This is a genomic window from Streptomyces sp. NPDC048507 (assembly GCF_043199995.1).
Classification (GTDB): domain Bacteria; phylum Actinomycetota; class Actinomycetes; order Streptomycetales; family Streptomycetaceae; genus Streptomyces.
In genome coordinates, this window is the sequence record NZ_JBICWZ010000011.1 from 206,833 (window position 1) to 225,168 (window position 18,336).

Below are 18,336 nucleotides of genomic sequence, written 5' to 3' on the forward strand. Positions count from 1 at the left end.
CCGTTCGAGAGGTCGGCCGGGTGCTCATCCGGCCGCGGGTCAGGGAAGAGGATCTCTCATGCATGACGTCGTGATAGTCGGGGCCGGTCCGGTCGGTCTGTTCCTCGCCTGCGAGCTCGGCCTCGCGGGCTGTTCGGTGCTGGTGCTGGAGCGCGATCCGCAGCCGGACTCCCCGCTCAAGGGGGAGGCGCTGGGCATGCGAGGCCTGTCCGCCGCGTCCGTGGAGACGTTCGACCGCCGCGGGATGCTGGACGAGCTGGTGAAGGCTTCGGACGCGCTCGGTGACGACCCCTGGACGAAGCCGGAAGCGGACGCCCAGGCCGCACCGGACGAGCCGGCGCCCCCGCTGCGCGTCGGCCACTTCGCCGGCATGATGCTCGACCCGGCCCGGGTCGACGTCGCCGGTCTGCCGTACCGGATTCCCGGCCCGGCGACGGAGGGCATGCGGACGTACCTGGAGGCGCTGGAGACGCTGCTGGCCGCGCGGGCGTCCCGGCTCGGCGTGGACATCGAGCGCGGCGTCACCGTCTCGGCCGTCTCCCAGGACGACGGGGGCGTGGTCGTCCGGGCCGGGGAGCGGGCGTACCCGGCGCGCTGGGCCGTGGGCTGCGACGGCGGGCGCAGTGCGGTGCGCCGGCTGGCCGGCTTCGAATTCACCGGCACCGAGCCGCAGTTCACCGGCTACACCGTGCACGCCGACGTCACCGGTACCGACGAGCTGCGCCCCGGCTTCCACCTGACGCCGACGGGCATGTACCTGCGGGCCTCCCAAGGGCACATCGCCTTCATGGACTTCGACGGCGGCGCGTTCGACCGCTCCCGGCCGCCGACCCGCGAGCACCTCCAGACGGTGCTGCGCCGCGTGACGGGCACCGGGGCCGTGCTGGGCGACGTACGTCTGGTCTCGACCTTCACCGACCGGGCGATGCAGGCGACGACCTACCGGCGCGGACGCGTCCTCCTCGCCGGGGACGCCGCGCACATCCATGCGCCGCTCGGCGGCCAGGGGCTCAACACCGGCCTCGGCGACGCCGTGAACCTCGGCTGGAAGCTCGCGGCTACCGTGCGCGGGCACGCGCCGGACGGGCTGCTCGACACCTACACGGGCGAGCGCCATCCGGTCGGCGCGGCGGTGCTCGACTGGTCGCGGGCCCAGGTGGCGGTGATGCGGCCGGACCCGTACGGCCGGGCGGTCCAGGCCGTGGTGCGCGACCTGATCGCCACCCGTGACGGGACGACGTACATGTTCGCGAGGCTGTCGGGGACGGCGGTCCGCCACGACCTCGGCGACGGGCACCCCCTGCTCGGCCGCACCGCCCCCGACCTGCGCCTCGTGGACGGCACCCGGCTCGGTGACCTGATGGCGGACGGACGGGGCGTCCTGCTCGACTTCAGCGGTGACGGCTGCCTGCGCGAGGTGGCGGCGGCCCGGGCGGACCGGATCCGGTACGCGGCCGGTCCGGCGGGCCACGACCTGGGCCTGGCCGGCGTACTCGTCCGGCCCGACGGCGTGGTCGCCTGGGCGGCCGGGGACGGCCTGGACCGTGCGGCGTGGGAACGGGCCGCCGACCGGTGGTTCGGTGCTCCGCTCCCCCGCTGAACCGCACCCGGCACCCGGCACCCAGCGCCCCGCCCCCCTCCACGCCCCACCACGTCCGAGGAGCACGCATGACGATCACCATCCGCCCGGGCAGCACCGTGCTGTTCACCGGCGATTCGGTCACCGACGGCCGGCGGCTGGACAGCGAGGACGGTCTCGGCACCGGCTACCCGCTGCGCGTCGCGGGAGAGTGGGGGCTGCGGTACCCGGACCGGCCCGTGACCTGGCTGAACACCGCGAACGCGGGCGACAGGGTGGGCAACCTCGAAGCCCGCTGGAAGACGGACGTCCTCGACGCGCGCCCGGACGTGGTGTCGGTCCTCGTCGGGGTCAACGACATGGGCTGGCACACGCTGGACCCCGAGGGGCGCGTGATACCCGTGGAGGAGTTCGAAGCGGGCTACGACCGCCTGCTCGCGCCCCTCGCCGCGGCGGGCACGCGGCTGATCCTCATCGAGCCGTTCCTCCTGCCCGTCCGGGGCGTCGTCGAGGCCGGCGGCGTGCTCATCGGCGAGGCGGAGCGCGAGCAGTGGCGCACCGACCTCGATCCGAAGATCCAGGCCGTGCGCCGGCTCGCCCGCGGGTACGGAGCGCAGCTGATCGCGGCCGACGGCATGTTCGCCGCGCTCGGCGCGACGACCGGACCCGAGCACTGGTCCGCGGACGGCGTCCACCCGACACCGGCCGGCCACGCCGCCCTCGCCGCGGCCTGGCTGCGCGTCGTCGGCTGACCGGGGCCGGGCCCGGGGCCGGGGGGCAGCCGCCGCCCTGGCCCCGGGGCCGGGCCGTTGCGTACGCTGGCGGCATGCGGACGCGCCCCACACTGAGCTGGACTCCGACGGGGGAACCCCGGCCCGGCAGCACCGATGCGGAGCCGGTCGCCGAGGCGCTGCGCGGGGGCGGCGTGCTGGTGCTCAGCGGGGCGGGCATGTCCACGGAGTCCGGGATCCCCGACTACCGGGGCAAGGGCGGCAGCCTGAGCCGGCACACCCCGATGACCTACCAGGAGTTCACCGCGAGCGCCCGGGCCCGGCGCCGGTACTGGGCGCGCAGCCATCTGGGCTGGCGCACCTTCGGCCGGGCCCGGCCCAACGCCGGGCACCGGGCGGTCGCGGCGTTCGGGCGGCACGGGCTGCTCTCGGGCGTGATCACCCAGAACGTCGACGGCCTGCACCAGGCCGCCGGCAGCGAGGGCGTGGTGGAGCTCCACGGCAGCCTGGAGCGGGTCGTCTGCCTGTCCTGCGGGGCCTTCGAGCCGCGCCGGGAGCTGGCCGGCCGGCTGGCGGAGGCCAACGCCGGCTTCGAGCCGGTCGCCGCCGGGCTGAACCCGGACGGCGACGCCGACCTCACCGACGGGCAGGTCGGGGACTTCCGCGTGGTGGCGTGTACGCGGTGCGGGGGCGTCCTCAAGCCGGACGTGGTGTTCTTCGGCGAGTCCGTCCCGCCGGGGCGGGTCGAGCAGTGCCGCGCCCTGGTCGGCGGGGCCGCCTCGGTCCTGGTCCTGGGGTCGTCGCTGACGGTGATGTCCGGGCTGCGGTTCGTCCGGCAGGCGGCCGCCGCCGGGACGCCCGTACTGATCGTCAACCACGACCCGACCCGCGGCGACCGGCACGCCCTCACCCGCGTCGCGCTGCCCCTGGGGCCCACCCTCACCGCCGTGGCCGGCCGGCTGGGGATCGCGGTCGACGGCCGGCCGGTGGACTGAGGCGCTCAGGCCTGCGGCGGGCCCTCCGGGAGCAGGTGCACCTCGACCGGGTCGCTGCCGGGCTTCCCGCCGGGGCCGGGGCAGGCGGAGGCCCGCGCGGCGATCTCCAGGGCCCGCTCCTCGTCCCGGACGTCGACCACCCAGTACCCGGCGAGGATGTCCCCCGCCCGCGCCGGCCCGTCGGTGACCCGCGGCCGTCCGTCGTCTGCGGCCCGCACCGTCTTGGCCAGCGCGGGGCCGCCGAGGCCGCGCCCCTCGACCCATTCCCCGGCGGCCGTGAGGTCGGCGTTCAGGGCGCCCATGTGGGCGAACATGGCCTCCATGTCCTCCTTGGAGTAGGCCGTCATGACGGCGTCCCACTCGGCGGCCGGCACGTTCATCTGGATCATGTACTTCATGTTCCTCACCCTTCCGGGGCGGCTGCGGCTTCCCGGTTCTCCGGGCTTGTGAAGGGACAGACCGTCGGGCGCGGCGAAACTCATCGGCGGCGCCGGATCCGGATCGGTCCGCGGGCCGTGGCCGGGTCGACGCGGCGGCCGCCCTGGGTGATGTCCACCTCGCCGGACTCGGCCAGCCGCCGGGCCGCGCGGCGGACCGGTTCCATGAGCGCGCGCCAGCCGTCGCCCCCTCCGGTGTACGCCGCCCGGGCGGCGTCGGAGGGGCAGATCGTCGCGGACGGGCCGCGGCGCTCCAGCAGCTCCAGCACGGCCCGCTCCAGCCGCCGCTCCAGGTCCCGCTCCCCCGGTCGTCCGTGCTCGCCGTCGCCCATGGCGCCAGTGTCGCCCCGGTCCGGGCGCCGGCGCATCCGGCCCGCGGGCGGACGTACGAAGATCACGGGAGGGTAGGCTCGTGCCGCAACACGACGCGAAGGGGACGCGGTGGCGCGGGTTGCGGTGGTGGGCGGGGGCATCAGTGGGCTGGGGGCGGCACTCCTGCTGGGGAGGCGCGGACACCCGGTCACCCTGTACGAGCGGGACCCGCGGCAGGCCGGCGAGGACCTGGAGCGGGACTTCCACGACTGGCACAGACCCCGCACACCGCAGGCCGTACAGCCCCACTCGTTCCTCGCGCCCGTGCGCGGCGTGCTGCGCTCCGAGGCCCCCGACGTGTACGCGGAGCTGCTGGCGCGCGGAGCGCGGGAGTACCACGACTTCGACTGGTTCGGGGAGCATCCGCCGCACCGGGACGGGGACGAGGAGCTGGTGACCCTGCGCACCCGGCGGATCGTGCTGGAGGCCGTGCTGGCCGCGGCCGTGCGGCGCGAAGCCGCCGTTGAGGTGCGCCGCGGCTGCCGGGTGGACGGGCTCGCGATCGAGGACGGCGGCCCGCCGCGGGTCACCGGAGTGCGGGTGGGGGCGCGGGCGTACCCATCCGACCTCGTCGTCGACGCGGCCGGCCGCCGCTCGCCGGTACCCGGCTGGCTGGCCGCGGCCGGCTGCCGCCCGCCCGTGGTCGACAGCCACCGCACCGGCCTCGCCTACCTGTGCCGCTGGTACCGCACGCGTGCCGGCGGCCCGCGCGATCCCGGGCGGGTGCGGACCGGCTCCGGCGCGCCGTTCGCGCTCGCGGGCGTCTTCCCGTCCGACAACGACACCTTCGCGGTGAACCTGGTGCTCTCCACGGGGGATCCGACCCGGGGCGCGCTCACCGACCCCGCCGTGTTCGAGGCGGCCGCCCGGGCGTTCCCCGCCACCGCCGCCTGGCTCGCACTGGATCCCGAACCGCGGTCGGCGGTCCTGGCGATGGCCGGCCTGGACAACCGCTGGACCGCCTACGCCGATGCGGCCGGCCCCGTCGTCACCGGCCTGGTCAACACCGGGGACAGCCTCGTCCACACCAACCCCACCCTGGGGCACGGCGTGGCGTTCGGCCTGCGCGCCGCCCAGTACCTGGGCGTCCACGCCGACCGGGTCGCCGCGGACCCGGCCGGCTACCACGCCTGGACGGTGCGGGAGCTGCGCCCGTGGTTCGACGCCCAGGTGACGGCCGACCGCGCCAACGAGCAGCGGCTCGCGCAGGGTTCACCGCCCTGCGCGGACCGGCGGGCCGCCGCGGTGGCAGCCTGCGCCTTCGACGACCCCGTCGTGATGCGGGCCCGGGCCCAGGTGCGCCATCTGGTGCGGCCCGCCCACGAGGCCTACGGCACCGACGAGGTGGACCGGCACGTCACGGCCTGGCTGGCCGCCCGTCCGGACTTCGCCCCGTCGGACGACGGTCCGACGCGGGGCCGGTGGGAAGCGCTCGTCCGGGGCGCCGGGGCCTGAGCGCCCGTCCCGGCGGTGGACTCAGTGGGCGCCGGCGCGGGCCGAACCGGTGCTGGCGCCGCTGGAGTCGCCGAGGAAGCAGGTGACCTTGCGGTCGCCGAGCGTCCAGGTGGCGGCCTGCGGGAAGTAGTAGTAGACGTCCAGCTTGGCCGCGAGCTTGGGGTCGTTGCCCACGTAGTCGGTGAGCAGCGTGCCGCCGCACTTCTCCTCGGCCATCGCGACGACCTTGTCCGAGCCGGGGTACGCGCCGCCCGGCAGGTCGAAGACGGCGTACGCCTCGCCCTCGTGCGGCTGGGCGCAGGGCACGACGCTGACGGAGGGGGAGGCCTGGGCGCCGTCCTTGTCCTGGTATTCGGTCAGGTCGCCGTTGGTGTCGAAGCAGTCCCCGGCCCGGATGTCGTTGACCTTGCTGGAACCGGAGTCGGTGACCTGGCCGCTGGTGTCGCGCTTGGGCTCGGCGGTGCCGTGCAGCCCGCCGTTCAGTCCGATGACGAGGACCGCGCCGTAGAGCAGGATGGTCAGGCCGTGGATGACGATCGCCGCGATGGCGAAGCCCTTGCCCCGCTCGCCGCGGGAACGGATCTGGGACAGGGCGACGATGCCGAGGATCAGCGGCACCAGGGGGATCGCGCAGATGATCGACATGACGAACGCCACGACGGCCAGGACGTTCGTCTTCGGCAGCGCCGGCGGCGGCGCGTACCAGCCGTTCGGGCCGGGGGGCGGGCCGGGCTGCTGGCCCTGCTGACCGTACGGCTGGCCGTAGGGGTTGGGGGACGGCTGCGGCGGCGGGGGTATGGACATGCGCGTGGGGCTCCTCGTAGGACAGCGGAATGCGCCGGCGGCGGCCGGGCGATGGGGCCGCGGCCGTCGGGCGGCGTCTGATGGTCGCACGGTGCTGTGACAGGCGGGCGCCGGGGCGGCGGCTACACCGGGCCGGTGGTCCGGGGCCGGCCGGCCGCCCGGCCGGCCTCGATGAGGGGGACGAGGGTGAACGCGGCGTCCGTGAGGCCGCCGAAGGTGTGGCGGTGGGGGCCCGCCGGGCCGTGGGCGGGCTGGTACCCCGCCAGGTTCCAGGTGTGGACGGGGACATCGGCCGGTACCGGCTCGGCCGGCCCGCCCCGGCGGGTGTCGGGGGCCGCCTGTTCGTCGGTGACGATCAGGACGCGGTCGTGTCCGTCGTCGTGGGCGCGGACCGCCTTGGTGGTGGGGGTGCCGCCGAGGTCGCCGAAGCGTTCCAGTCCGTCGAGGACCGCTTCCCCGGCGCGGAACGGCACCGGCGCGCTGGACCAGCCGAACTCCACCGGGTCCGCCCGCTCGGCGCGCAGTGCCAGCGCGGTGACGGCACGTGGCGGCGGGCAGCCGGGTAGCGGAAGGGGAACGGGCCCGGTGTCCGTCCGCACACCGAGGTCCGGTGGGCGAGGAGTTCGCCGGGCTCGTCGGCGCGCTGGAGCACCGAGTCGATCACGGACCGGTTGGACGGGCCGCCGCGGGATCCGGCGGCCGGCCGGGCCCGGACGTAGCCGGCGGCTCCGCGCAGGGAGGCCGTGCGCATCCGGGCCGTACCGCGCAGCCAGCTCAGCGGGCCCGCGGTCCATTCGCGGCCGTCGCGCTCCGGGCCGCTCTCGTAGAAGGTCCGCCGGGAGCCGAAGTGGCCGACGGCCAGCAGGAAGAGCTCCAGCCTCGGCTCGCGGACGAAGGCGGGGCCGCCCTCGTGGGTGTGGGAGGCCCGGCGGTGGTGGACCAGATCTTGGAAGAGCGCGGGGCGTGGCGAGGCAGTGAATTCCCCCGGGGGCAAAGGACGTCACCGTACGCGGCTCGCCGCTCCGTGCACCAGCGATTCAACGCCGGGCCGGGCAGCGGCGTGGTGACCGCGGGACCGGCGGCCGGAGGCCTCCTCAGTCCTTGCGGTGCGGGCCGAGGTCGAGGAGGACGGCCGCCAGGTCCCCCGCGCTCAGCCCCGGAGCGGGCAGCTCCGTCGGGGGCCGTGCCCCGGACCGCAGGCCGTCGAGGAACAGGGCCAGTTGCCGGCGCCAGGCGTGCGGGGGGCCGGCGGCCGCGAGGGAGGGCACGGAGCGGCCGAGGGTGGCCAGGCCCAGGAGCACGTCCTCGACGGTGATGTCCGCGCGCATCACGCCGTCGCGCTGGGCGCGGTCCATCAGCGAGACGATGGTCGCGTGGTTGTGGGCGTGGACGGCGTCGAGGGAGGTCACGCCCTCCACGGCGGTGGTCATCAGGTCGTTGGCGCCGCGGTCGGCGGCCAGCACCGTGAAGACCTCCTCCAGGTACCGGGCCAGCCCGGCCCAGGGGTCCGCCGCGCCGCGGGCCGCCTCCCCGGCGGCGACGGTGCCCTGGAGGGCGTCTTCGAACACCGCGTCGATCAGGGCCGCCCGGGTGGGGAAGTGCCGGTAGAGGGTGGCGTTCCCGACGCCCGCCCGGCGGGCGATCTCGTCGAGGGGGGCGTCCAGGCCCTGGGCGGCGAAGGCCGTGCGGGCGGCGCCCAGCAGCAGCTCGCGGTTGCGCCGCGCGTCGCGCCGTACCGGCGCGGGCCGTTCCGTGCCCGGGGTCATCGTCCACTCCTCGCGTCTGCGGTGCCGGTCCGCGGGCCCCCGTCACGCGGGGAGCCGCCGGGACCACCGTACGGGCAGCGCGGCCACGCCCCGGAGCATGGCGCCCGAGCGACGCTCCACCTCCTCCGGCGCGACGGCCAGGGCGAGGTCCGGCAGCCGCCGCAGCAGGGTCTCCACGGCGATCCGCCCTTCGAGGCGGGCGAGCGGCGCGCCCAGGCAGTGGTGGATGCCGTGGCCGAAGGCGAGGTGCCCCCGGGCGGAGCGCCGGATGTCGAAGCGGTCGGCCTCGGGGAAGTGGCCGGCGTCGCGGGAGGCGGCGGCCAGCGAGAGCATGACGCTGTCACCCGCGGGGATGCGGACCCCGGCGATCTCCACGGGTTCGGCGGCGTACCGGAAGGCGGCGGCGGTGACGGGCCCGTCGTAGCGGAGCATCTCCTCGACGGCGCCCTCGATCAGGCACGGGTCGGCCCGCAGCGCGGCGAGCTGGGCGGGGTGGCGCAGCAGGGCGAGGACCCCGCTCGAGATGAGGTTGACGGTGGTTTCGTGCCCCGCGACGAGCAGCAGGAAGGCCATGCCGAGCAGTTCCCCGGGGGAGAGTCCGTCCTCCTCCGCGGAGGCCAGGACCAGGGCGGTCATCAGGTCCGCGCCGGGGTCGGCGGCCTTGGCGTCGATCAGCGCGGCGAAGTACGCGCTCATCCCGGCCGCCGCCGCCCCGGCCGCGGCGGCGGAGGAGGGGGCCACCAGCTCGGTCGACCAGGCGTGGAAGAGGTGCTGGTCCGAGGAGGGGACTCCGAGCAGTTCGCAGATCACGGTCAGCGGCAGCGGAAGGGCGTACGCGGCGACCAGATCGGCGGTGCCGGCGGGCGGGAGGGCGTCGAGGAGCCCGTCGGCGATCTGCCGGACGCGCGGCCGCATCGCCTCGACGCGTCCGGCGGTGAACTCGCGGGCGACCAGGCGGCGCAGGCGGGTGTGGTGGGGGGCGTCGGTCTGCAGCATGTTCAGCCCGATGGCGTTGCCGCCGTCGCTCTCCCACGTCGCGGAGTGGCGTATGTCGTTGCGCAGCCGGGGGTCCGTGAGCGCGGCGCGCACCTCGTCGCGGCCGAGGACGAGCCAGACGTCGCCGGTCGCGGGCACGTGGACGCGGTGGACGGGTCCCTGCTCGCGCAGGGCGGCGTAGACGGGGTACGGGTCGGCGGTGAAGTCGGCTCCCGCCGGGGCCAGTTGTTCGAGCGTCGGGGCGTTCGTGGCCGCGGTGCGCATGGCGGTTCCCTTCCTTGTGCGGTGAAACGGGGAGTAGTCCCCGCTTCACGAGGCAGACACTACCCCACGAAACGGGGACCTGCCCCCGCTTCGCCGGGAAAGGAATAGTAGCCATGGACATAGTTGCCATGTACCGTATGAGACATGAGTACGGTTCCGCCGGGTCCCACGCCCGGTTTCCTGGTGTGGCGGCTCGCCAACAAATGGCGCGTCGCGGTCGATCGCGCGGTGGCTCCGCTGGGCCTCACCCACGCGCAGTACTCGCTGGTCGCGTCGCTGTACGACCTGCAGAACTCCGGCGAGCGGCCGCCCAGTCAGCGCGCGCTCGCCGACCACACCGGACTGGAGGCGCTGTACGTCTCGAAGCTGGCGCGGGCCCTGGAGTCGGGCGGGCTGATCGAGCGCGCCCGCGATCCCCGCGATCCGCGTGCCGTTCAGCTCGTCCTGACCGAACGGGGCCTGACGGTCACGCGGCAGGCCGTCGCGGTGGTCCAGGAACTGATCGAGCGGCTGCTGCGGCCGCTCGGCGGCCTCGACGCCCCGAGGACCCGCGCGTTCACCGACGAGCTGACCGCCCTGCTCGGCGTACCGCTGACGCAGTCCCGGCCCGCCGGTCCGGCCGGACCGGCGACCACGAGCACCCGAACCCGAGGGGACACCCCGTCATGACCACCCCCGCACCCCACCCCGACGCGCCCCTCGCGGACGCACGCATGCTGGGCCTCGCCCACTACGCCGCCCGCGGCGTCCTGGAGCCGGTCCTGGCCCGGCACGGCATCACGTTCCAGGAGCAGGTCGCCCTGCGCGCCGCCGTCACCGGGGCCCCGCAGACGCGGGACGACCTGGCCGCCCGGGTCCGGGACTCCCTCAAGGCCGGCCCGGCCGAGGCCGCCGCCGCCGTCGACGGACTGCTCGCCAAGCGGCTGCTGTCGCGCACGGACGGGGCGCTGCTGGCCGCCACGGACGCGGGGAGGCGGCTGCTGACCGCCGTCGCGGCGGAGAGCGCCCCCGTCAGCGCCCGGGTCTGGGACGGCATCCCCGCCGGGGACCTGGCCGCGGCCGCCCGCGTCCTCACCCTGGTCACCGCCCACGCCGAAGCCGAACTCGCGGCGGCGGCGGGCGGATCGGCCTGAACGGCGGGGCCGGAATCCGGCCGGGCAAAACCCGTGGTCGATGCCGCGACCGGTGCATAGGATCACCCCCCATGCCCACCAACGAAGAAATCATCGAACAGGCCCTGCTCCGGATAGAGGAGGGGTACGTCTTCCCCGAGAAGGCCGTGGAGACCGGCGTCGAGATCCGGCGCCGGCTCGCGGACGGTGCGTACGACGGCCTCGACGAGCGGACGCTGTGCGAGACGGTCACGAAGCACTTCCAGGAGGTGTGCCCGGACAAGCACCTGCGCCTGCTGTGGTCCGAGGAGGCGCAGTCGATGGAGCCCGCGGACCAGGACGCCGGGCGGGCCGCGTTCCTGGCCATGCTCCGGGCCGACAACCAGGGCGTCCGCCGGGTCGAGCAGCTGGAGGGCGGTGTCGCGCTCATCGACATCCGCAGCATCCCCTCGGCCGACGAGGGCGCCCCCCTGGTCGGCGCCGCCATGCAGCTGGTCGCGGGCAGTTCGGCGCTGGTGCTGGACCTGCGGGAATGCCGCGGCGGAGCGCCCGAGGGAGCCGCCATGTGGTGCAGCTACTTCTTCCCCGACGACCAGGTCCACCTCAACGACATCTACGACGGGGCCAGCGGGACCACCCGCCAGTACTGGACGTCCGGCCACCTGCCCGCACCCCGCTACCTGGACCGTCCGGTGTACGTGCTGACCAGCGCGATCACCTTCTCCGGGGGCGAGGACGTCGCCTACACCCTCCAGGCCCACGGCCGCGCGACCCTCGTCGGCGAGACCACGCGGGGCGGCGCGCACCCCACGGCCCGGCACGCGGTCACCCCGCACGTCCTGGTGACGGTGCCGGCCGCCCGCGCGATCAACACGGTGACCGGCACCAACTGGGAGGGCGTGGGAGTCGTGCCCGATGTGGCCGCACCGGCCGACGGGGCCCTCGACGCCGCCCTCGCGGCGCTCCGGTCCACGGACGCCCCGGGGTCCGCCACCCGCTGACGCCACGGAGCGCGCCGCGCCGGCGTGCCCGGCCGGTCCCGGTCAGTCCCGGTCAGTCCTGGTACACGAGGACGAAGTCGTCGTAGGCGTGGGAGCCGGGACGGCCCGCCGTCTCGTCGAGGGCCCGGCGCAGGGTGCGCAGATGGGCGGCGGTGAGCTGGAGCGGGGGCTCGTCCGGCTGGTGGGTGGTGCCGCGCGGGTAGTCCTGCCCGGCCGTCGTGGTCATCTCGATGTGGCAGCCGAGGACGTCGCCGACCGGCCGGGCCGCGCAGAAGTCCAGCAGCCGGTCGACGGTGGCGGAGTACGCCGCGCGGTCCTCGACGTAGAGCCGGCCCGGGTAGAGGGAGTCACCGGTCAGCAGCGCCCCGGTGTGCCGGTCGTAGAAGACCAGCGCGGACTCCTGGTGGCCGGGGCCGGGGAGCAGGTCGAGGACCCGGCCGCCCAGATCGAGCTCGCCCGTCCGGTACGGCCACCCGCCCAGCCCGAAGTGCTCCGTGACCTCCGCCAGCCCGGCGCCCACGACCGTGGTGTGCGGCCGGCCGGCGAACTGCCCGTCCGCCGCCGTGTGGTCGCCGTGGCCGTGGGTGTGCGCGACCAGCAGGGAGTACCCGGGCCTGGGGTGGCGCGCCAGCCAGTCCTCGATCAGGGCGTCGACCGTCCGGCGCAGGGGGAAGTGGGCTGCGTCCGCCGAGGCGCCGGTGTCGAGGAGCAGGGCCCGTTCGTTGCCGAAGAGCAGGAACAGGAACGGGGCTTCGTAGTGCACGGACTTGTTCTGGCGCAGGATCACCGTGTGTTCGCTGTACGCGTGGACCTGGATCTCCGGGGCCGGGTCGTGCTTCGGCGAGGGCCAGCCCGCGTGCCAGACGACGTCGAGACCGTGTGCGACGGGGGCGTCCCGCAGGAAGTCGATCACGTCGCCAACCTACCTGCTCCGCTCCTCCGTTCGGTTCCGTGCGGGGTGCTTCAGCCGTGCCGGGCCACGACCTCGACGGAGCGGCGTTCGAAGGCGGCGGCGGCCGGGCCCGCCTGGATCCCGGGGAGGGCGGCCCCCTGGAGGCGTGCCTCGGTGGTGGCGGGACCCTCGTGCAGGTTCGGGAAGACGGTGAGCCCGCTGTGGCTCTCCCACGCGTGCTCGGCGCCGTCGCAGAGCGCGTCGCCGCCGCTGGTGCCCAGTTGGAAGTCCCCCTGGACGATCTTGACCGAGATCTGGAGCGCTCCCGTGGCCGAGGGGCCGGTGCAGCGGTAGGTGCCGAACAGGTGGACCCTGCCGTCCGGGGTGAGCAGGGCCCGCGGTGCCACGGCGATGGTGTCGCCGCCGCGCGCGGCCCGCGCCGGGGCGGGAAGTGCCGCGACGGCGGCCAGTGCGGCGAGTACGGCGAGTGCGGCCGGCGCGGTACGGACACCCGGAACGGGCACGGTTCCTCCTGTGGGGCGGGGCGACGGAACGCATTGTGCCGGGCCCGGGAGCAGGGCCCGGCGCGTGCGGACCGGCGGTGCGGGGGTGCGGCGCGCCGGACCGGGCGTAGCGCCGGGGGCCCGCCGCTCCCCCGGTCCGGCGGAGTTCCCCCGAAGGGATGGCGCCCCCCGACCGGGCCTCCCCGTCAGGCGGAGCGCAGGGCCTCGGTCGGGGAGGCGCGGGCCTCGCGGGCCGCCGGGTGGATGCCGGCAAGGGCGGCCACCAGCGGGATCGACGGCGGCCGGCCCTGCGCGAGCGCGTACGCGTACACGGCGAGGGCGCCCGCGGCCAGCCCGGCGAGGCCGCCGACCAGGCGCATCAGCACGGCCTCCAGCAGGAACTGCGCGGCGATCTGCCCGCCCCCGGCGCCCAGGGCCCGGCGCAGCCCGATCTCGCCGCGGCGCCCCATCACCCCCACCACCATGGTGTTGGCGATGCCGACGCCGCCCACGAGGACCAGGCCCGTCATGGCGCCCTTCGCCTCGTTGCGCGCGGTCAGCAGGTCCGAGGGACGGCTGACGGTGACCCTGCCGGGGGCGGCCGGGCTCGCGCTGGCCGCCGCCACGGCCTGGACGTCGGGCACCCGGTCGGGATGGGTGCGCAGGTACACGGTGGCGGCGGTGCCGTCCGCGCCCAGCTGCGCGGTGGCCTGCGGCCGCCCCACCAGCGCGGAACCGGGCGTGCTGGAAATGCTGCTCGCGGCGGACGGCGCCCCCGTCGCCACCGAGGAGCTGCGGGACCGGCTGTGGGACGCCGCCCGGGACCCGGCGACCACCGCCGTCCGCGTCACCGTCCACTCCCTGCGCCGCAAACGGGGCGCTCCTCCCCCATCACCCATGATCCCGGCTTCGGATACCGGCTGTGAACCGTCGCCCCGCCCGTCCGCCGGGCCCCGGCGCCGCCGCCCCCGGAGGCGTCGCGGCCTTCAGGACTTCCAGCACCGGGTGCTGTCCGAACTGCTGCTGCGCTCCTCGCTCCTGCTCGCCGCCCTGACCGCGCACGCCGCGCTGCTCGCCCGGTGGGCCGCCCGCCGCTCCCTGGAGGAGCGGCTCGCGCTCACCGGGCCGCACGACGAAGTGCGCGAGCTCAGCAACGCCTTCGACGCCGTGCTCGACCGCCTGGACCGCAGTTTCGCCGCCCGGCGCCACTTCACCGCGCACCCCGCTCACCATCCAGCGCGCCGCGCTGGAGACCCCCCGGCCCAGGGCCGGGTCCCCGCGGAGCTGAGGCCCGCCGCCCTCCGCACCCTGGAGGCGGGAGCCCGCACCGAGCGCCTCTTCGAAGCCCTGCTGACGCCGGCCCGCGGCGAGAGCGAGCAGCTCGCCTTCCGGCCCGTCGACCTCGGCGCCGACCTCGGCGCCGAAGCCCCTGCTGCGGCAGACCGCGCTGAACCGAACCGTTCCACCGCGGCCCGCAGCACGGCGGCAAGGGCTCGGGGCCGGGCCTCGCCGTGGTCCGCGCCATCGCCCCCACCCACCACGGCCGGATCACCGCGACCCCCCGGCCCGGCGGCGGCCTGACCGTACGGCTCGAACTCCCGCGCCGCCCCGCACCGTAGGCTCCGGCGGCCACCGCGCGGGGCGGCGGGCGGGCTCTGTTTGAATCAGCGCGTGAGTGGCGGGAACTGACTGCTGTCCGGTCGGTTCGCCGTCGCCCGGACCCCGTTTGACCGGCGGGGTGTGCAGGGGGTCCCCGGACGGTCCGGTCCGGGGCCCGGACCGGCGAGGGGAGCCGACGTGGTGTCCGTAGGCGAGAGACTGAGCAGGACGCGGGAGCGGGGCTTCATCGGCCGCGAGGAGGAACTGGGGCGGTTCGGCGAGGCGTTGGAGGGGGATCCGGGAGCGCCGTTCGCGTTCTACGTGTACGGGCCGGGCGGCATAGGCAAGTCGGCGCTGCTGCGCCGGCTGGCGGACGGGGCCCGGGCCGCCGGGCGCCCGCTGCTCGAACTGGACGGCCGCTTCGTCAGCCGGGATCCGGCCGACTTCGAGCGGGCGGCCGCACCCTTCCTGGACGTTCCGGGCACGGCCCTGTTCGTGGACTCCTTCGAGCACTGCCAGTGGCTGGAGAGCTGGCTGTGGCACCGGTTCCTGCCGCGCGCGGCGGACGACGCGCTGGTCGTGCTGGCCGGCCGGCTCGCCCCGCAGCCGCAGTGGACCGCCGACCCCGCCTGGGCCGGGCTCCTGCACGTGCGCGAACTCGCGCCGTTCTCCGAGGACCAGGCGCGGAGCCTGCTGGTGGCGGCGCAGATCCGGCCCGAGCTGCGCGAGCGGCTGCTGCGCTTCGCCGGGGGCAATCCGCTGGCCCTGTCCCTCGCGGCGGCCGGCGGGTCGGCGGGCTGGAGCAGGGAGGAGGTCTGGGAGCCCTCGGCCGACCTGCTGCGCACCCTGCTGACCGGGCTGATCGGCGAGGTGCCGACGGCCGCCCACCGGCGCGCCCTGGAGGTGGCGGCGCAGGCGCACTCGACCTCCGAGGAGCTGCTGACCGCGGTGCTGCCGGAGGAGGACGTCCACGTCCTGTTCGACTGGCTGCGCGACCTTCCCTTCATGGAGTCCACGGCCCGCGGCCTGCACCCGCACGACGCCGCCCGCGAAACGCTCTGCGCCGACCTGCGCTGGCGCGCCCCGAACGCCTTCGCGGAGATACGCCGACGGCTGGCGCAGGAGTACCTGCGGCTGCTGCGCGAGGCGCCCGAGGAACGCGTGTGGACCGTCACCGACGAGCTCTTCTACCTCTTCCGCGAGGGGGACGTCCTGGCCCGGCTGCGCACCTGGTCCCGCGAGGACGAGGTGCACGACCGGCCGCTGCGGCCCGAAGACCTCGACACCGTGCTGGGCATGGCCGAGGAGACCGAGGGTCCCGCCTCCGCCGAGCTGGTCCGCTACTGGGCGCGGCGCCAGCCGCAGGCCTTCAGCGTCTACCGCCTCGTCAGCACCGGCCGGATCGTGGCGTTCACGGCCCGGCTGGCGTTGCCGGCCCCGCCGGACCCGCAGGACCTGGCCACCGATCCCGTCGTCGCCGCCGCGTGGCGCTACACCGACGCCACGGCGCCGGTCAGCCCCGGCGAGCACATCGGCGTCAGCCGCTTCACCGTCTACCCCGGGCGCTACCAGGTGCCCTCGCGGGTCATCGACCTGAGCAGTTCCCGCGCCCAGGCGGAGTCGGCCCGCGCCCGCGGCCGCGCGTACGGGTTCGCGGTCTACCAGGACGCCGAAACCTGGGCCGGACGCGTCGAGGGCACCCTCACCGACACCGGGGCACGGCCCCGGGTGGGGGACCACACCTACGGGGTGTTCGGCGTCGACTGGCGCCGGACCCCCGTGGAGTCCTGGCTCCAGCGCTTCATCTCGACGGCCCCTCGCACACCGGTGCCGCCCGGGCCGTCGCCGCTGTCGCGCACCGAGTTCACGCAGGCCGTGCGCGAGGCGCTGGCGCACTGGCGGGACGCGGGCGCCTTCGCCGCGTGCGCCCTCGTACGCACGCGGCTCGCGGCCGACTCCGACGACGGGGCCGGGGAGTTGCGCGCGCTGCTGCGCCGGGCCGTGGACGACCTCGCCCGCGACCCGCGCGGCGTGCGCGCCCGCGAGGCGCTGGTGGCGGGCTACTTCTCCGGCGCCCCCACCCAGGAGGCCGCCGCCCGCCGCCTGGGACTTCCGTACGGAACCTACCGGCGCCACTTGCGCCAGGGGCTGGACCTGCTGGGCGAGGTCCTGTGGGAGCAGGAACTGCGCGGCCCGCGGGCGGAATAGGGCCCCGCTCCCCCGGCCCGGGGGGTGGACAGGGGCGGACAGCAGTGGACAGGCGCCGTCCCTGCCGGGCCTGGTGGGTGGACAGCGGCCCGCCCGAGGCTGTGCGGCATGAGAATCCTCCACCACCGCGTCCCGGCGGGACGGACGCCGTCCGCCCCCCGGGCGCCCGTCCCCCGGCCCACAGCCGTGCTCGCGGCCCTCGCCGCCGCCCAGTTCACCGTCATGCTCGCCACCTCGATCGTGAACGTCGCGCTGCCGCAGGTCCGGGCCGGAGCCGGGCTGTCGGACGGGGGCACCACCTGGGTGGTCAACGCCTACGGGCTGGCATTCGGAGCGCTGCTCCTGGCGGGCGGCCGGGCGGCCGACCTGCTCGGCCACCGCCGGGTGCTGCTCGCCGGACTCGCCCTGTTCACCCTCGCCTCACCGGTCGCGGGACTGGCCGCCTCCCCCGGCGTGCTGATCACGGCCCGCGCCGTGCAGGGCGTCGGGGCCGCCGCCATCGCACCGGCCGCCTTCGCCCTGGCCATGGGGCTGTTCCCGGCCGGGCCAGGACGCGGGCGCGTGCTCGGGGTGTGGGGGGCCGTCTCCGGCGCGGGCGGGGCGGGCGGCGTCCTGCTGGGCGGTGTGCTCACCCAGGCGTGGGGCTGGCCCTGGATCTTCCACGCGGTCGGACTCGGGACCGCGCTGGTCCTGGCGGCCGTACTCGTCCTCGTCCCGCCCGCGGCCGGCCGCGGCGAGGGCCGCTTCGACCTGGTGGGAACCGTCACCGTCACCCTCGCCCTGACCTGCCTGGTCTGGGGGCTGACCACGGCGCGCGGGGCCGGCTGGGGCGACGCCCGGGTGCTGGGCGCCTTCGTCGCCGCCGCCGGACTGTTCGCGGTCTTCGCCGCGATCGAGTTCCGCCGGCCGGACGCGCTGGTACCGCCGCGGCTGCTCGGCACCGGCCGGGTCGCCGCCGGAAACCTGCTGATGGCCCTGCTGGGCTCGGTGTGGATCGCCCTGTTCTTCTTCCTGCCGCTCTACCAGCAGCAGGTCCTCGGAGCCGGTCCCCTGGCCACCGGAGCCGGCCAGCTCCCGCTCGCCGCGGCCATCATGCTCGGATCGGCCCTCGCGCCGCGGATCTCCCGGCGCCTGGGCGCCACCGCGACCGTGGCCGGGGCGCTGATCACCGAGGCCGCGGGCATGCTGTGGCTGTCGCGGCTGAGCGCCGACGGCAGCTACGCCGTCGACGTGCTGGGTCCGAGCGTCCTCGTCGGCCTCGGCCTGAGCGTCGCCTTCGTGCAGCTCACCGCCTTCGCCGTGGACGGCCCGGCACCGCAGGACGCGGGGCTGGCCGGCGGCCTGGTGAACACCACCCGCCAGGTGGGCGGCGCGATCGGGCTGGCCGCGCTGACCACCCTGGCCGGCTCCGTCACCGCGCGGGCCCCGGCCTACGGGACCCATGCGCAGGCCCTCACCGCCGGGTACCGGGCCGCCTTCGCGGTCTCGGCCGGCGTACTGGCCACGACGGCCCTGCTCGCCGTCCTCCTCACCCGCCGCACCGGGACGGCCGCGGCGGCCGCCGCGCCCCCCGCGCCCCGGCCCCACCCCGTACGAACCCCCTGACGACCCGTCCGAAGAAC

The 18,336-nt window shown here is 76.1% G+C and carries 18 protein-coding genes and 2 pseudogenes; 11 read left to right on the top strand and 9 right to left on the bottom strand.

Annotation, left to right across the window (positions count from 1 at the left end; genetic code table 11):
- Nucleotides 1-58 precede the first annotated feature (58 nt).
- The 3 genes from ACGFXC_RS27520 (at nt 59) to ACGFXC_RS27530 (ending at nt 3,305) form a co-directional block, all read left to right on the top strand.
- Nucleotides 59-1,600 (top strand): FAD-dependent monooxygenase, encoded by a 1,542-nt coding sequence (locus ACGFXC_RS27520; protein WP_393717113.1) that lies wholly within the window; start codon nt 59-61, stop codon nt 1,598-1,600.
- 68 nt (nt 1,601-1,668) lie between these two features.
- Nucleotides 1,669-2,331: a GDSL-type esterase/lipase family protein gene (locus tag ACGFXC_RS27525; protein ID WP_393717115.1), complete on the top strand. Its 663-nt coding sequence runs from the start codon at nt 1,669-1,671 to the stop codon at nt 2,329-2,331.
- A gap of 74 nt (nt 2,332-2,405) precedes the next feature.
- A complete protein-coding gene (locus ACGFXC_RS27530) occupies nt 2,406-3,305 on the top strand; it encodes an NAD-dependent protein deacetylase (protein WP_393717117.1) in 900 nt (299 codons plus the stop codon).
- A 5-nt stretch (nt 3,306-3,310) separates the two neighbouring features.
- Here the strand turns inward: ACGFXC_RS27530 and ACGFXC_RS27535 are convergent, their stop codons facing one another.
- Nucleotides 3,311-3,703, bottom strand: a complete 393-nt coding sequence (locus ACGFXC_RS27535; RefSeq protein WP_393717118.1) for a YciI family protein — start codon at nt 3,701-3,703, stop codon at nt 3,311-3,313.
- 80 nt (nt 3,704-3,783) lie between these two features.
- On the bottom strand, nt 3,784-4,074 hold the full coding sequence (locus ACGFXC_RS27540) for a DUF3253 domain-containing protein (protein WP_393717201.1): 291 nt from the start codon (nt 4,072-4,074) through the stop codon (nt 3,784-3,786).
- Nucleotides 4,075-4,183: 109 nt separating this feature from the next.
- On the opposite strand from ACGFXC_RS27540, the gene ACGFXC_RS27545 reads away from it, so the two are divergent.
- Complete coding sequence (locus tag ACGFXC_RS27545) at nt 4,184-5,569, top strand: FAD-dependent oxidoreductase (RefSeq protein ID WP_393717120.1); 1,386 nt, start codon at nt 4,184-4,186, stop codon at nt 5,567-5,569.
- Between the two features lie 21 nt (nt 5,570-5,590).
- Here ACGFXC_RS27545 and ACGFXC_RS27550 read toward each other — a convergent pair whose 3' ends face one another.
- The 4 genes and pseudogenes from ACGFXC_RS27550 to ACGFXC_RS27565 all read right to left on the bottom strand — a co-directional run bounded on the left by ACGFXC_RS27550 (nt 5,591) and on the right by ACGFXC_RS27565 (nt 9,399).
- The gene (locus ACGFXC_RS27550) at nt 5,591-6,373 is read right to left on the bottom strand and encodes a DUF4190 domain-containing protein (protein ID WP_393717122.1); all 783 of its coding nucleotides are present in this window, start codon (nt 6,371-6,373) and stop codon (nt 5,591-5,593) included.
- 122 nt (nt 6,374-6,495) lie between these two features.
- Nucleotides 6,496-7,316 (bottom strand): annotated as a pseudogene (locus tag ACGFXC_RS27555) (hypothetical protein).
- A 151-nt stretch (nt 7,317-7,467) separates the two neighbouring features.
- Nucleotides 7,468-8,139 (bottom strand): TetR/AcrR family transcriptional regulator, encoded by a 672-nt coding sequence (locus tag ACGFXC_RS27560; RefSeq protein WP_393717124.1) that lies wholly within the window; start codon nt 8,137-8,139, stop codon nt 7,468-7,470.
- Between the two features lie 42 nt (nt 8,140-8,181).
- Complete coding sequence (locus tag ACGFXC_RS27565; protein ID WP_393717126.1) at nt 8,182-9,399, bottom strand: cytochrome P450; 1,218 nt, start codon at nt 9,397-9,399, stop codon at nt 8,182-8,184.
- Nucleotides 9,400-9,543: 144 nt separating this feature from the next.
- Between ACGFXC_RS27565 and ACGFXC_RS27570 the strand changes: the two genes are divergently transcribed.
- The 3 genes from ACGFXC_RS27570 (at nt 9,544) to ACGFXC_RS27580 (ending at nt 11,512) form a co-directional block, all read left to right on the top strand.
- Entirely contained in the window at nt 9,544-10,068 is a 525-nt protein-coding gene (locus ACGFXC_RS27570) for a MarR family winged helix-turn-helix transcriptional regulator (RefSeq protein WP_393717128.1), read from the top strand.
- On the top strand, nt 10,065-10,532 hold the full coding sequence (locus tag ACGFXC_RS27575; protein WP_393717129.1) for a MarR family transcriptional regulator: 468 nt from the start codon (nt 10,065-10,067) through the stop codon (nt 10,530-10,532). Before ACGFXC_RS27570 ends, ACGFXC_RS27575 begins: the two co-directional genes overlap by 4 nt.
- 71 nt (nt 10,533-10,603) lie before the next feature.
- Nucleotides 10,604-11,512, top strand: a complete 909-nt coding sequence (locus tag ACGFXC_RS27580) for a S41 family peptidase (protein ID WP_393717131.1) — start codon at nt 10,604-10,606, stop codon at nt 11,510-11,512.
- A 52-nt stretch (nt 11,513-11,564) separates the two neighbouring features.
- Here ACGFXC_RS27580 and ACGFXC_RS27585 read toward each other — a convergent pair whose 3' ends face one another.
- From ACGFXC_RS27585 to ACGFXC_RS27595, 3 genes are all read right to left on the bottom strand, one after another.
- The gene (locus ACGFXC_RS27585) at nt 11,565-12,425 is read right to left on the bottom strand and encodes an MBL fold metallo-hydrolase (protein WP_393717133.1); all 861 of its coding nucleotides are present in this window, start codon (nt 12,423-12,425) and stop codon (nt 11,565-11,567) included.
- Nucleotides 12,426-12,475: 50 nt separating this feature from the next.
- Nucleotides 12,476-12,928, bottom strand: coding sequence for a DUF6299 family protein (locus ACGFXC_RS27590; RefSeq protein WP_393717135.1), 453 nt, complete (start codon nt 12,926-12,928; stop codon nt 12,476-12,478).
- Between the two features lie 185 nt (nt 12,929-13,113).
- The gene (locus ACGFXC_RS27595; protein WP_393717137.1) at nt 13,114-13,632 is read right to left on the bottom strand and encodes an ABC transporter permease; all 519 of its coding nucleotides are present in this window, start codon (nt 13,630-13,632) and stop codon (nt 13,114-13,116) included.
- Nucleotides 13,633-13,657: 25 nt separating this feature from the next.
- Here ACGFXC_RS27595 and ACGFXC_RS27600 point away from each other — a divergent pair.
- The 4 genes and pseudogenes from ACGFXC_RS27600 to ACGFXC_RS27615 form a co-directional block, all read left to right on the top strand.
- Nucleotides 13,658-13,735, top strand: a pseudogene (locus tag ACGFXC_RS27600) (response regulator transcription factor); the annotation flags it as partial.
- Between the two features lie 683 nt (nt 13,736-14,418).
- Nucleotides 14,419-14,526 carry a hypothetical protein gene (locus ACGFXC_RS27605; protein WP_393717139.1) on the top strand — a complete coding sequence of 36 codons (108 nt, stop codon included), beginning with the start codon at nt 14,419-14,421 and terminating at the stop codon, nt 14,524-14,526.
- 181 nt (nt 14,527-14,707) lie between these two features.
- On the top strand, nt 14,708-16,714 hold the full coding sequence (locus ACGFXC_RS27610) for an AAA family ATPase (RefSeq protein ID WP_393717141.1): 2,007 nt from the start codon (nt 14,708-14,710) through the stop codon (nt 16,712-16,714).
- 108 nt (nt 16,715-16,822) lie between these two features.
- Complete coding sequence (locus ACGFXC_RS27615; RefSeq protein ID WP_393717143.1) at nt 16,823-18,319, top strand: MFS transporter; 1,497 nt, start codon at nt 16,823-16,825, stop codon at nt 18,317-18,319.
- The last annotated feature ends 17 nt before the right edge of the window (nt 18,320-18,336 follow it).